General features: G+C 32.9%; 18 protein-coding genes. 14 read left to right on the top strand and 4 right to left on the bottom strand.

Annotation, left to right across the window (positions count from 1 at the left end; all coding sequences use genetic code 11):
* Positions 1–3 precede the first annotated feature (3 nt).
* On the top strand, positions 4–573 hold the full coding sequence (locus CIT01_04805) for an RNA-binding protein (GenBank protein AXV37563.1): 570 nt from the start codon (positions 4–6) through the stop codon (positions 571–573).
* Positions 574–1,004: 431 nt separating this feature from the next.
* Here CIT01_04805 and CIT01_04800 read toward each other — a convergent pair whose 3' ends face one another.
* The 4 genes from CIT01_04800 to CIT01_04785 form a co-directional block, all read right to left on the bottom strand.
* Positions 1,005–1,349: a hypothetical protein gene (locus CIT01_04800; protein AXV37562.1), complete on the bottom strand. Its 345-nt coding sequence runs from the start codon at positions 1,347–1,349 to the stop codon at positions 1,005–1,007.
* 656 nt (positions 1,350–2,005) lie between these two features.
* On the bottom strand, positions 2,006–2,830 hold the full coding sequence (locus CIT01_04795) for a hypothetical protein (protein ID AXV37561.1): 825 nt from the start codon (positions 2,828–2,830) through the stop codon (positions 2,006–2,008).
* A 282-nt stretch (positions 2,831–3,112) separates the two neighbouring features.
* Positions 3,113–3,946, bottom strand: a complete 834-nt coding sequence (locus CIT01_04790) for a hypothetical protein (GenBank protein AXV37560.1) — start codon at positions 3,944–3,946, stop codon at positions 3,113–3,115.
* A gap of 58 nt (positions 3,947–4,004) precedes the next feature.
* Positions 4,005–5,744, bottom strand: coding sequence for a hypothetical protein (locus tag CIT01_04785; GenBank protein AXV37559.1), 1,740 nt, complete (start codon positions 5,742–5,744; stop codon positions 4,005–4,007).
* Positions 5,745–5,958: 214 nt separating this feature from the next.
* Here CIT01_04785 and CIT01_04780 point away from each other — a divergent pair, with 214 nt between their 5' ends.
* From CIT01_04780 to CIT01_04720, 13 genes are all read left to right on the top strand, one after another.
* Complete coding sequence (locus CIT01_04780; protein AXV37558.1) at positions 5,959–6,540, top strand: hypothetical protein; 582 nt, start codon at positions 5,959–5,961, stop codon at positions 6,538–6,540.
* Between the two features lie 724 nt (positions 6,541–7,264).
* A complete protein-coding gene (locus CIT01_04775) occupies positions 7,265–7,675 on the top strand; it encodes a DNA-directed RNA polymerase subunit L (protein AXV37557.1) in 411 nt (136 codons plus the stop codon).
* Positions 7,676–7,734: 59 nt separating this feature from the next.
* Positions 7,735–8,331 (top strand): hypothetical protein, encoded by a 597-nt coding sequence (locus CIT01_04770; protein ID AXV37556.1) that lies wholly within the window; start codon positions 7,735–7,737, stop codon positions 8,329–8,331.
* Positions 8,332–8,411: 80 nt separating this feature from the next.
* Entirely contained in the window at positions 8,412–8,834 is a 423-nt protein-coding gene (locus CIT01_04765; protein AXV37555.1) for a DNA mismatch repair protein MutT, read from the top strand.
* Between the two features lie 296 nt (positions 8,835–9,130).
* Positions 9,131–9,451, top strand: coding sequence for a transcription factor S (locus tag CIT01_04760; GenBank protein AXV37554.1), 321 nt, complete (start codon positions 9,131–9,133; stop codon positions 9,449–9,451).
* 27 nt (positions 9,452–9,478) lie between these two features.
* Positions 9,479–10,078, top strand: coding sequence for a hypothetical protein (locus CIT01_04755; protein AXV37553.1), 600 nt, complete (start codon positions 9,479–9,481; stop codon positions 10,076–10,078).
* Positions 10,079–10,100: 22 nt separating this feature from the next.
* Positions 10,101–10,835, top strand: coding sequence for a proliferating cell nuclear antigen (pcna) (gene pcn, locus CIT01_04750; GenBank protein AXV37552.1), 735 nt, complete (start codon positions 10,101–10,103; stop codon positions 10,833–10,835).
* Positions 10,836–11,034: 199 nt separating this feature from the next.
* Positions 11,035–11,868, top strand: coding sequence for a hypothetical protein (locus CIT01_04745; GenBank protein AXV37551.1), 834 nt, complete (start codon positions 11,035–11,037; stop codon positions 11,866–11,868).
* Positions 11,869–11,972: 104 nt separating this feature from the next.
* Positions 11,973–12,254, top strand: coding sequence for a 50S ribosomal protein L44e (locus CIT01_04740; GenBank protein ID AXV37550.1), 282 nt, complete (start codon positions 11,973–11,975; stop codon positions 12,252–12,254).
* Between the two features lie 5 nt (positions 12,255–12,259).
* Entirely contained in the window at positions 12,260–12,445 is a 186-nt protein-coding gene (locus tag CIT01_04735; GenBank protein ID AXV37549.1) for a 30S ribosomal protein S27e, read from the top strand.
* 20 nt (positions 12,446–12,465) lie between these two features.
* Positions 12,466–13,245 (top strand): translation initiation factor IF-2 subunit alpha, encoded by a 780-nt coding sequence (locus CIT01_04730; GenBank protein AXV37548.1) that lies wholly within the window; start codon positions 12,466–12,468, stop codon positions 13,243–13,245.
* Positions 13,242–13,451 carry a ribosome biogenesis protein gene (locus CIT01_04725; protein AXV37547.1) on the top strand — a complete coding sequence of 70 codons (210 nt, stop codon included), beginning with the start codon at positions 13,242–13,244 and terminating at the stop codon, positions 13,449–13,451. The genes CIT01_04730 and CIT01_04725 overlap by 4 nt, the downstream gene beginning before the upstream one ends.
* The gene (locus tag CIT01_04720) at positions 13,414–14,187 is read left to right on the top strand and encodes a proteasome assembly chaperone family protein (protein AXV37546.1); all 774 of its coding nucleotides are present in this window, start codon (positions 13,414–13,416) and stop codon (positions 14,185–14,187) included. Before CIT01_04725 ends, CIT01_04720 begins: the two co-directional genes overlap by 38 nt.
* Positions 14,188–14,192 lie beyond the last annotated feature (5 nt).

Raw genomic sequence — 14,192 nt, 5'->3', positions numbered from 1 at the left:
TAGATGAAAACTAAATCTGGAGATTTTGTACTTCCAGGAGACTTATTAGGTGTCAGTGAAGAATTTGTTCCATCTGAATGGACATATGAAGAAAAAGGTAAGATAAAAGCCCTGATTACAGGAACTGTTTCTGTAGATGCTAAAAATAAAAAAATATCTGTAGTCCCAAAAACAAATACTCCATCAACTTTAGCGCCAGGAATGACTGTTTTAGGACAAATAGCTGAAGTTAGGGGTCAAAGAGCTCTTGTGAGAATAGATAAACTTAAAAACAATGATAGGGAGCTTCAAATAAGATTTACCGGGGGAATACATATTTCACAAGCCCAGAAGGGTTATGTTGCTAAGCTTACAGATGCATTTAGGATTGGTGATATTGTAGAGGCTCAAGTAACCAAGGTTATGGGTCTAGATAATATTGATTTGAAAACTTCCCAGAATGATTTAGGTGTTCTAAAAGCAATGTGTACCAAATGTCGACATTACATGGAACAAACTGGTAAAAACGAAGTTTATTGTCCTAGATGTGAAAATAAAGAAACCAGAAAACTTTCTGTAAATTATGAGGGATAAAATTCCCTAATTTTTTTATTTTATCTATTTGGAATGTCAAAAAAAGTTTTTTACAGTTTATTTAGAAAAGAAGTATTATGATTATTCCATACGCATCAACAGATTATTCTTTATACTTTTAGGCATTTCATATATGGTAAAAAGGAAATCTGAAGGGCTTTATAAGATTTCTTCAAATTAGTTACTAGTATTTTGTTTTTAATAGGAGTTATTAGTTTTATAATTGCTTTTTATTTTTAAGTTGATTGAATTTCATTATGGCGGAATTTAACGGTGTTCACCAAAACAAAAGTAAATAACTCCAAATAATCCTTATTAAATATCCTTATTAAATAAATAAACAGGTATCATGATACTAAAAAAATAAAAAGAAATTATAATATTTAAATCTCAGTTTTAGGCTCATTAAACCCATTACTTCTTATTTTATGTTAATTTTGTCTATTAATTGTTAGATCGAGTAATCTATATTTTAACATCCAGAATGTAAGGGCAAATATAACTACTATTGCCAGAACCAATATTCCTCCTTCACCTAATAACCATGGAACCAGATTTCCAGTCGCTAAAGGTTCAAAAAGATGTTGAGTAAAATAATTGTCGCTTGCATGTAGCAGCACTGCTGGCCATAGACTTTTTGATTTTATGGTTAACCAGGAATATATAAAGCTGGCCGTAATGGTTCCGGCTATAAATATGGGTAAAGTCCACCATAATGGGGTGCCGCCGACGTAACTACCAACTAATAGTACAGGTAAATGCCAAATAATCCCAATTTAGACCTTTGAAAATGTGGGTTGAATGAAATCTAAAATAAATTCACTTGATACTCCACCTAAAAATTAGCTAAATTAGATTTAATCCATTAAATTATGTAAAATAGTTTCAAACCACGTGAAACTGGAACACCTTACTTACAGAAAAAGGTGTCCACATAAGTTTTTCTAGAATAGAATAAATATTACTGGAAATGAGATTGTAAATGACTAATTATTAGTAAGGTATCCAAAAACTCTCAATAATTATTATGATGGATGCATATTGGATAGTCCAAAAATGATTGTTTTATACTTGTAACAATTTATTAGCTTTGTCTCGTAAAATGATAAGTTAATATAATGAAATTATTCTGGGGGGGGGGGGGGGATGTGTTCAGCGGTTAGATAATTCAAATTTATCATGGAAGGAATTTCTAGAACATATCCAGAAAAATTTGTTTAAAAAACCGGAAGAGGAAGAAAAGGAGGGCCTTTTATTGATAAGGAACCTCCTATCAAATGGTAATAAAACCTGAAGATTAAAAGTGCGGTTCAATGTTCCACCTCATATGGAATGGACATTTGTAGATTTAAAAAAGCATTTCTAAAAGTTTAAATACTTATACCCCCTACTTTGTGCATCATTTACGAATTTTCGATTCAGAGTTTATTTTTTAACTGGGACTATTTTCCTGATCCTTTTTAATCAAAGTATCCGGCAGTTTATCTCTCCATGTCCAGAAAATGAATGCAAACACTAAGATAGCTACCACAGTGAAGACTCCTGTTTCTCCTAAATAGTATTTGGTTATCCCGGTTTGCATGGTTAGTGGATCAAAAATGAATTGCAAGAATAGATTACTACTGGCATGGAATAACACTGGTGGCCACAGACTGCCCGATTTCAAGCGGAACCATGCCAGTAAAAAACTCATTCCTATTATCGCTGCGGTAAACACTGGCAGAGCATACCATAAAGGAGTATCCGCATTATATATACCAAATATGATTCCAGGATAGTGCCAGCCAGCCCAGATAATTCCAGTTATTAACGCCACCTTGGTAAATGATGTTATTTTGGCCATCTGAGGTACCAAGAAACCACGCCAACCAATTTCTTCCCCCAAAGCTGTCAGGACACAAGTTAAAGTCCCAGATATCACCGCCATAAGCACACCAATAGGATCTATCCCCCCTTTTAGGGTGCCTGGATTTAAAATCCAGAAAACCCCAAAAGAGATCAAAGCATAAATTAGAGGAATGGAATAAGCCCCTATAAGATATTTAACCTTACCCGGTCTCCATCCAAACTCTCTAATACTCCTATAAAAAATTAGACTAGTGATTATGGCGGCAATTGCTGGGCACCACATTACAAGATAAACATAAAACTGGCTATTTTCTCCTGTAACCATAAGATAATAAAAAACACTGCTTAAACCGAAATTCAAAATTAAAAAGGTTATTATTGCTTTTTTTATTTTTCCAACAGATTCCATTTAATCCCTACTCCACGAATTTAAATTATAAACGAAACGTATCTGATTAATAATAAATTTTTCCTTTCAGTTCTTATTGATAAAGTTATTTTATAATACTTGTTGTATTTGTTTAGCTGGGAGTGTTCATCTTTGTTGTATCCATTTTCTGCAGAAAATAAATCGACGCTCCAGTCAAAATACCACTAAAACCAATATTAAAACATTTGAAACCTTTCTATCCATATCTTCACATTCCTCAATGTGTATTGAATTTCAATGAATCATGAAAAGAATTTTAATTCAGGAATTTACCTTTTCATCATTTTTAATTCTTAGATCAGGTAATCTATCCTTATAGTACCATAATATGATTACCAGTATTAGCATGGGTATTATTGTGATGATTCCTGATTCTCCCACATAATATGCTGATGCTCCACCAGCAAATAATGGAGTAAATACTTTTGTCATATTGTTATCGAGTCCATGCCATAACACCACTGGCCATATACTACCAGATTTCAGTCTGAACCATGCTAATGCAAAGGCAAATAATATGTTTCCAACGAAGAATAGGGGTAACGACCACCATAATGGAACTTCTGCAACATAGGATCCCATTAATATAACTGGGAAATGCCAGAACGCCCATATTATACCGCTGAGAAATCCTATCCCCGTAAATGAATTGGTTAATTTAGCAAGTTGGGGTACCAGAAAACCTCTCCAACCAATTTCCTCACCCAATCCCAGGAATATGCTGACGATAATACTGAAGATCAGTAGATTTCCAAATTTTCCTGTATAAGTTCCAAGACCTCCGTCTATTAACCAGAACAATCCGTAGGTACATATACTCAACAATACAGGTAGGATAATACCCAGAGCTAAATATTTTATTTTCCCTGGCCCCCATCCGAATCCTTTAAGACTCCTGAAAAATATTAAAGCTGTAATTATGGCTGCTATTGCAGGGGTCCACATTAATAATATGTTATATATAAGTGTCAATCCGGTACTAACCATTGAAAACCAGATAACACCGCTAATGGCAAAAGTTAGTAGCACAAAACAAATAATAGATTTTTTAACTGTTGAAATATTTTCTTTCATGTTTTCCATTAAATCCCTCATTAAATTTCTGTTACATAATATATTATTCCTTACCTCATAATAATGAAATGGGAAAGTTTTAGGTGCTATTTGTGCGGTTGAACGCGGTTGTACTGGTAGCTGGATAAGTGGTATAGTCTGGCAATGAAACTGTTAAGTTATTAGCCTTACCATTAGAAATGTCGGTGAAGTTAAATGTAAAATCGTTGTACGGTTCATTAAACACATCACCATTGAAATGTTCTAAATTAAAGGCTTGTTTATTGGTTCCATAATGACAGATCAAAGTGTCGTTTGATGATGTGATAGTTATGTTTCCATAGACCATGTTGGAATAAGCACCAACATAACCAGTTAAATTCAGTGTTGGACCTACTAAAGGTGGTACGGGAGACTCGGATTTCCATACAGCGTCAAGTGCATTCTTTGTAGCAGGCCATGGATCAAAATCTTCATTACCAATTAACAACTGCCTGAATTTAGCATCCAAGATACTTCTGAAACTAGATGGATATACTCCTCCATTGGTCAATATAACTATGCCTAAATTCTGTGATGGATAAATTGTAATTTGGGCATGGAAATCACTACTATCTCCTGGATGGTTTACATAATATGGAAGAACTGTATCATTGGGATGGATAAACCAACCTAAACCATATTGTGAACCAAACATTAAATCAAGGGGGTCAGTAATATTTATTTGTGAGGTACGTGTTTCATCTAATTCCTTTTTAGAAACAATTTGTATGCCATTATAATACCCTGTATCGGCGATCTGGAACTTCAACCAGTTGGCCATCTCACTGATGGAGCTATATATGCTTCCTGCGGGGCCAACTGGATCAGGAATAATATCATAGGGCACCATGGTGCCGTTTTTAAGAAGTTTATAAGGTGTGGCATGGTTTGGTGAATTCAAGAAATCCCAGTAGCTAGTAGTTGTAGTGGTCATCCCCAATGGATCCAGGATGTCTTTTTTAATTAATTCATCCCATGTGGTATTATTTGCCTGTGCTGCACTGTAACCTGCCAAAGCATAAATTAAACTATTATATGCATATGTACTGCGGAAAGAAGTGGCATTCTCTACGTATCGGAGCTTAAAAATAGCTTCAGAAAATGAATCATTGAAATATGTAGGATACTCATTTCCCAGTTCCCTACTTAATCCACTGTTATGCATCAGAACATCTCTAATAGTGATGTTATTGCTGACATAAAAATCACTGCATAACAGGAATTCGTCTGGAACTGAATAGTAATTAGCTATGGGATCATCCCAACCCATCAACCCTTTATCTACTAATTGGGCGATATTTGTTGAAGTAAATTGTTTGGATATGGAACATATTCCAAATAACGTATTCTTATCAACTGGTTCTCCGGAAGCCAGATCTTTAACTCCAAGGGTTTTCATGTAGATTATTTTCCCGTCCTGGACTATGACTACCGCCATACCGGGCATCAAAGATTGATCATAATTAGATGTCAAATAATCATCGAAAAGAGTGATTATACGATTCATAGGATCCGGAATAGGGTCAGGCCCAGGTGTTGGACTGGGGCTTGGAGTAGGTGCGGATCGACCATTATAACCAGTTGAGAATGGGATTACAGTTAAAGCAGAATTAGATGAAGAAAGAAAATTATTATTAGTATTGGTGGTATTATTTTCCATAGTTTGGTTATTTGTACTTACAATAGGGTTAATTACCCCCAATGTATTTGGATTCGTTGAATTAAAGAACATTACACCTGCTACGCCCACTACCATTACAAAAATTATTAGTACTCCACCTAAAACTTTATTATCCAAGTTCAAGCCTCCAACTAAAGAATTAATATACTATTTTCGTGTTATTGGTAAGTTTCTATCGAAAATTTATTCTTATGCGCAATTATTAATAGTTTATTTGTACAGCATGCGTATAATATGTGTATGTTTTTATATCATACGTATAGAAAGTTTTAAGAAATGATAAAAAAATACTAGAATTAATAAAGCATGACTGAAAAAGGGGATATATAATATGAAAAAGCATCGTATTAACACTACTATCTCCCAAGAACACTACAAATTACTTAAAAAGCACGTAGAAAAACATGGAACACAACAAAAAGTCTTAGAAATCGCCATAGAAGGCTTAGAAAACAATTCAAAAGAGTATTCTGCATTGTCCATTGAAGAAGAAATTTGGATGCGGATAGGAAGAGAAATAAAAGATTTATTAATGATTTTCAATAAAAATACCGCTAAAATGTTATTAGAAACTGCTGATATGGAGCGTTTCAGAGAATACATTAACGATCAAAAACCACTAGAGTTTACATGTGAATGGTACTATAATAAACCTCTTAAAGAGTGTAGTTTACAGGAATTAATCGATGGAATAATCCTTGGCATAAACGTTCTAGGTCCGAACGACACGATAAATCACATGGAAGATGATGACTGTCATATGATAATTATAACTAACAATCTGGGCATTAATCTTGCCAAACTTATGGTAATGGAGTTTGAAAGTTTGTTAAAAAGTTACGGGGTCAAGGCCGAGACTCATTTCTCAAAACGGGCTGTTTTCTTAAAAATATTTAAAGGGTCTAATTATTGAACTAATAAATTACAGACATTTTGATGGCATGGTCTATGAACTCTTCAAGAGCTTCTTCGCAATTGAAGAACTTAGACCGATTTGATCAAAAACAGCAAAAGTATAAAGAAAATTGTTTAAAATTTAATATTTTAGAATTTTAGATTTAAAAACAAAAAAAGAACCCTCGAAAATTCCTTCAAAATCCTCAAAAATCATAGATTTTATAAATTTCGCAGGCCCAAACACGAAGCCTACAAAAAAACGAAGTTTTTTGTGGCGTCAAAATCGGAGATTTTGACAGTGTTATGACGGTTTTTTAAATATGATTTTCTTAGTATTTTAACAAATTCATCGGATTCAAAAGGATTACTTTCGCTTAATGGAATAATATATTTATCATATTCTATTCTACGTTCTATCATTTTCTTATCAATAATTATAGTTATATCATTGCATTTCTTAACTCTGGATTCAATTAATATCCAATTTAAACACTGCTGTATACATGGACATTACATTTTATGGGTTTTGAGTTAGAACATTTGAAAAGTAAGTAATTTTATAATTGTCGAAAAGTATATAATCTAAAATTTAATATATGATTTCATACTATAATTATTAAATGAAATAAGTTTGATAACAGTATTATACAATAGTATATTATTCATTTTGTAAATATTATGGAGTTATTAATAAAAATTCAGGTAAAAATGAAGTATTTTGATATTTTATGAGGGATAAAATGAAGATTATTAAAGATACAAAGAAAGAATTAGAGATAGAGATCGAAGGAGAATCTCACACATTATGTAACGCTCTTAGAAACATTTTAATGGAAGATAAAGATGTTTCATCTGCAGCATATGTAATTGAACATCCTATTGTAGGGGAACCGAAACTATATATTAATGCTAAAAATCCTAAAAAGTCACTTAAAAAGGCATCAGAAACATTAAAATCACGTTGTGAAGAATTTAAAGATTTAATAGCTGCAGCAGAAACTGATAAAACAACTAAATCTAAGAAATCCAGTAAAACTAAAAAAACCACTAAAAAGAAAGCAAAATCAACCAAGACTAGTAAAGCTAAAAAGTCAACAACTAAAACTAGTAAAGCTAAAACTAAAAAGTCAACGAAAAAATCTAAAAAGTAATTTAATATATTATCTTATTTAGGCTTATTACTATATTTTAATAATTGAAAGATGAATAAATGAATAATAAGAGATTTAGAAAGATAAAGCAAGAGATACGTATTTTGGGAATTGATGATGCTCCTTTTACTCCCCGCACTTCTGGAGAAGTTATGCTTATTGGAACTGTTTTCAGGGGAGGGACATGGTTGGATGGTGTTTTAAGAACCCAAATAATAATTGATGGTTCTGATGCAACTGATAAAATTGTTAAAATGGTTTGTTCTTCCAGAAATAAAGATCAATTAGGGGTAATAATGCTGGATGGGATTACTTTTGGCGGATTTAACATTGTTAATATAAAAAAAATATTTGAAAAAACAGAAATACCAGTAATTGTTGTCATGCGAAAATTTCCCAATTTTGATAAAATACAAACGGCTTTAAAACGTTTTAAAGACTGGGAAAAACGGTGGAATAGAGTTTTAATAGCCGGTGAAGTTCATAAAGTTGAAAATGAAGAGACAATATTCATTCAAACCTACGGAATTAGTCTTGATGATGCTAAAGAGATAATTAAAATCTCAACAACCAGAAGTGCCATACCAGAACCAGTAAGAGCAGCCCATATCATCGCAGCAGGTGTCGAGACTGGCGAATCCAAGGGGAATGCATAAATAATAGGATGATCTAAGCAGAATATCCATAATTTTATTAATAACTAATATAATATAAATAAAATCTAGGAAGTGTTTTTATAAAAAGACCTCTTTTAACTGTTGATGCAGCTATATTTTGTGGTAATGAATCTATAATACTGATTAAAAGAAAAAATAAACCGTTTAGAGGGTATTGGGCACTACCTGGGGGTTTTGTTGAGTGTGGGGAAACTGTGGAATCAGCAGTTATAAGGGAATCAAAAGAAGAAACAGGTCTTGATGTAAATATTGAAGGAATTGTTGGCGTCTATTCTGATCCGGATCGGGATCCTCGGGGATATGTTGTATCCATATGTTTTTTAGCAACCAGTGATGGGGATAAACTAAAGGCAGATACGGATGCATCTGAAGTAAACCTTTTTAATCTAAAGGAAATCGCTAATCTGGAATTAGCGTTTGATCATGAAAAAATTATTAAGGATGCCATAAAATTAAAAATAAAAAATATAGAAGGCAATTGAATTATTTACAAAATTTAAGTAAAAGATTAATTTATTAAAGATAAAGTTAATTCCTAAATAATCCCAATTATAATAAATAATAAAATTTGTGTCAAAATACAAAAATAATACTTTAAATAATAATATTTGAATTAATATAAAATATAAAGACAAAATAGAATATTTACACTTAATATATTCAATAATATACTTAAAAATAAATTAATATGTTATAGATTTTGCATTCATTTCAGATTTGTGTAAGAACTACTGAAATGAATTAAATTTAACAATTTTACAAGTTAAGGAGGATAAAAATGGAATTTTGTCCAAAATGTGGAACTATCATGTTTCCTAATAAAGATGGATGTTTTGTATGTAAGTCCTGTGGAGAAGAAAAGAAGATAACCAAAGAGTTATCAAATCAATATGAAGTTTCTCAGAAAATATCTACCAAAGAAACTGTAATTTTCACAGGAGATGATATAAAAACATTACCAACCACCAGGGCCATTTGTCCTAAATGCGGGAATAAAGAAGCTTTTTGGTGGCTTCAACAAACTAGAAGAGCAGATGAATCCGAAACCAGGTTTTTAAGATGTACTGCTTGTGGTCAAACTTGGCGTGAATATGATTAACTAATCATTGAGTTAGGAGCTTTTTAAATGAAAGGATCTGAAAAAAAGGCGGAAAAAAAAGGTTCAAATGAGTCTGTTAAACAGGATAATCGCTTCTTTTCTAAATTAAAAGTTCTTTTTAACAATTATCTTGAAAAAACAAGTATTGAAGTTGAAACGGAGGATAAAAGTTCTGAAACTCCTTCTAGTAAATCAACAAATCACCATAAACCTCACGAAACCAAAGAAGAACCTAAAACTTCAGAAGAATCTCCAAATAATCATCATGTATTGCCCGGTTCAGATAAAATTTTTGAACTGGAACGCAAGTTTATTGATTCATTCAAGTCTGAAAAACTTACATGGGTTAATATAGTAACCTTGATAATTGGAGTGCTTCTGATTATACTTGGAATCATAATTTTATCTGGTTCATCAGAAAAAGTAGCGGATAATGTTGTTTTTGGTGAAAGAGCTGTTTTAGCAGTTTTCATGATACTTATTGGAGTTATTGTAATGGCCATTGCTGTGGCTTATAAATTATTAAATAAAACTTTTCTTAATAAGTTATTTAAAGATCTTAAAGTTGTTGAAAAAAAATCAGAAGATATAGATAAATCCAATTCAAAAGTTTCTAAAAAAAAATAGAAGTAGATAAAGGAGGAAAAAAATGTTTAAAGCAGTTCTAACCGATCCAAGTATCTTAAAAACGAGTTTTGATGCTATTTCATCCATTGTAGATGAAGTTCAGATGCAAACAGATAATGAAGGATTAAGACTTGATGCACTTGACAGATCCCACATCACATTTGTACATCTGGAACTTAAAGCCGATCTTTTTGATGAATATTCTTGCAGTGAACCACAAAAAATTAACGTGGACACTGAAGAATTAATGAAAGTTCTAAAAAGGGCCAAAGCCGACGATGTTTTAGAATTATCACTTGATGAAGGAAATTTGATTGTTACTTTTGAGGGAGAAGCTCGACGTGTATTCAAAATAAGGTTAATTGATATAGAATATGAAGCTCCAGCCCCTCCAGAACTGGAATATCCAACGGTATTTGAAGTTCCGTTCAGCTTACTTAAAGATTCAATTCAGGATATTGACATATTCTCAGATAAGATAGTTCTTACGGTAGATGAGGATAAATTCTTTGCATCAGCAGAAGGGGAATTTGGAGATGCCAAAATAGAGTATCTACACGGTGAAAAAATTGAAGAAAAGGCTAAATCTGTCTTTTCACTGGAGAAAATTAAAGAAATGCTGAAAGCAGATAAATTCTCAGATATAATTTCCTTGAGATTAGGTAATGACATGCCGTTGAATCTACGTCTTAAAATGGTATCTGATGATGGAGAACTCAGTTTCTTGTTAGCACCAAGAATTGAAAGTGAAGAATAAACTAATAGTAGTTATTCTAAAGATTTGAAGAGGTTTAAATTTAGTTTATTAAATTTAAATTTTTTCAAAATCATATATTAATGGTTTCAATTTTCTAAATAGTCCTTAATGTTTGTAGAGGTGTACATTGGATTACTTTACAGATTAAGGAATAATACGGATGAAAATGCTCCATAAGGAGTAAAAGCGAGGAATAAGGTTGGATGAGTTTTTCCAAAAATTGAGAACTATTCAAAAAAAAGAAAGAAGTACTGGTGGCTTAGCTCGGGTGGGGGATAATTTCTATAAGAAAGTCCACGAATATGTTGATCAACTCACTAAGCGGATTGATAATGACCCTTTTTGTCCGGAATATTATCTTTTTAGGGATACACAAAGAATAACCATGGAAATATGCGAAAAACGTGAGCATAAAATCACCGATAGCGCAGTTATGAATGTTCAAAGGTCTTACCATTTATTTAAGGGAAAACCAAAGTTCGATCTCCAGGATACCACTCCACTAAACCTCACACCCGAAGAAGAAGAACTTTATTTTGCTCTTATTGGCGTTATAAAAGAATATCGGGGAAAACTAATTCCTTCACTACAATTATTATCTATTGATGAACAGGAACTTGATTCAGGATCTGAAACTCTTAAGGAAGATCTTTCAAGTACAAAAATTAAAAAAGACGAAAAAAAAGAGAAGAGGGCATATAAAGATATTAAAACTTCTCATACAAAAATTAAACCCGAAATTTCCCCCCAAAAAACTGGGGAAACAGCAAAAGATGTAGATACAGAATTCCAGTATAAAAAAGGAGTCAATGCCTATAGTTTGAAGGAGTTAGAAAAGGCTTCAGATTCTCTTAAAAAACAAAGAGAAAATTTTAAAGCAGTCATAGTTTATGAAGAGTTTCCTTCCATTGTTGGTGTAGATAAAAATGTCTATGGTCCCATCTATCCTCAAGATGTGATTACCCTGCCTGAAGCTAATGCATCTATTATTATCCGCAGTAAAAAAGGGAAGTATATCCAAACATATAAATAACGTATTAACAGATAAATGATTTCAATATTAAACTTTTTATTTAATAATTTAAAAATAAGTATAAATGCTTACAACTTATTTTTCTAAGATTAAGAGGTGATTATATGAAAATTCCTAAACAAAGGAGAACTTACTGTCCAAGTTGTAAAAAACATACAGATCATGAAGTTTTTCAATCCAAAAAAAGAAAAGCAAGCGAATTAAAATGGGGACAAAGACAGTTCCGAAGAGTTACAAGTGGTTACAGGGGTTACCCCAGACCATTACCATCAGGTAACAAACCAGTTAAAAAACTGGATCTAAGATACAAATGTAAAGAATGTGGAAAATCCCATATAAAAAGAAATTCATTCCGTGTGGGAAAAGTAGACTTTGTTGCAAGGTGATTATCATGGTTATATTTCAAAACCACCAAAGTAATTATTTGAAAGTTAAATGTATGGACTGCGGAAATCAGCAAATAGTATTTGATCACGCAGCCTCAGTTGTACAGTGTATAATTTGCGGAAAGACACTGGTTAAACCAAAGGGTGGCAAATCCGAAATTTTAGCACAAGTGGTTGAAGTTTTAGATTAAATGTCCAATAAGGTGTTCAAATGGTAAGAAGGAAAAGTCAATGGCCAGATGAAGGCGAACTCGTAGTAGGAACGGTTCATAAGGTTTTAAATTATGGTGCATTCGCCAGCCTGGAAGAATATGAAGGTAAAGAAGCATTTATCCACATATCTGAAGTTTCATCAGGTTGGGTGAAAAATATAAGAGACTATGTTCGAGAAAACCAGAAAATTGTAGCTCGAGTTCTAAGGGTTAATCCACGAAAAGGCCATGTAGACGTTTCCATGAAGCGTATCAGGGAAGATCAAAGAACCAAAAAGATACAACAATGGAAAATTGAACAAAAGGCAGAAAAATTACTAGAATTTTCTGCAAAAAGTCTTGGTAAAGATTTAGACATGGCATACAATGAAGTCGGATATGAACTGATGGATACATTTGGAGATTTATATGGTGCATTTGAAACTGCAGCAGAAGAAGGCGAAAATGCATTACTAGATAAGGGAATAGATTCTGAATGGGCTAAAATAATAACAGAGATAGCTAAAAAGAATATTGTGCCTCCTGAAGTTCAAATAACTGGATATGTGGATTTAGAATCGTATTCTATTAATGGTGTTGAAGTCATAAAAGAAGCTCTAATGAAAGCTGAAGATGACAATATATCTGTACAGTGTGTGGGAGCACCCCGTTATAGATTGATTGTTAAATCAACTGATTACATTCAAGCGGAAAAAATGTTAAAAGATGCAGCAGATAAATGTATTGATGCTGTAGTAGCTGCAGAAGGTAAAGGCGAATTTTACCGTGAGTTAGAATGAAGATGAAGATGAAAAGGTGCAAGTCTTGCGGAGAATATACCCTTGAAAGTATTTGTCAGTATTGTGGAGGCGATTTAGGAGAGATTTTTCCTCCAAAATATTCTCCAGAAGATAAATATGGAAAATATAGAAGAAAACTTAAGAAACAGTTATTGTTGGAGGACTTAAATGAAAGAAACATTCATAAAAATACTGGAAGAAGTTGAATTAAACGACCCTATACTAATAGAAGCTCTTCCAGGAATCGGGCATGTGGGAAAACTAGCTGCAGATCATATAATTCATGAATTAAATGCCACCAAATTCGCAGAACTTTACTCCCCTTCATTTCCACCACAAGTCCTTGTAGATGACGATGGTGTAATAGAAACCATGAAAAATGAATTTTACTATCTGAAATCTGAGGGTAAAAAAGAGAAAGATTATATCATACTTGCAGGTAACACCCAAGGCTTAAGCCCTGAAGGACAATATGAAATATGTAGCATAATTCTCGATTTTGTGGAAAAATATGGTACAAAAGAAATTTTCACTTTAGGTGGTCTTGGAACCGGCCATCCTGTGGAAAAACCTAAAATATTCGGAGCTGCAACTACAGCTGAGCTGGCTGAAACACTTAAAAAACATAATGTCACATTAAGGGCTGCTGAAGGGGGTATTATAGGAGCTTCAGGACTTTTACTTGGACTTTCAATGCTTCGAAATATGGGGGGCGCATGTTTAATGGGTGAAACACCTGGCTATTTCATAGATGCAGAGGCGGCAAAGGCACTTCTTTCAGTTCTACTTGAGTTATTAAATATAGAATTGGACACAGAAAAATTAGAAGAAAGGGCTAAAGAGACAAGGAAGATGATTTCCAAGGCAGAGCAGATGGAAAGGGAAATGATGGAGCGGATGCATCTCAAACCCGGTGAAGAAGACTTAAGATACATAGGTTAAATAGA

Origin of the sequence: Methanobacterium sp. BRmetb2 (genome assembly GCA_003491285.1) — an archaeon.
Lineage (GTDB): Archaea > Methanobacteriota > Methanobacteria > Methanobacteriales > Methanobacteriaceae > UBA117.
Note: the sequence above shows the minus strand (reverse complement) of the source record. Positions and strands in the feature narration are given on the sequence as shown.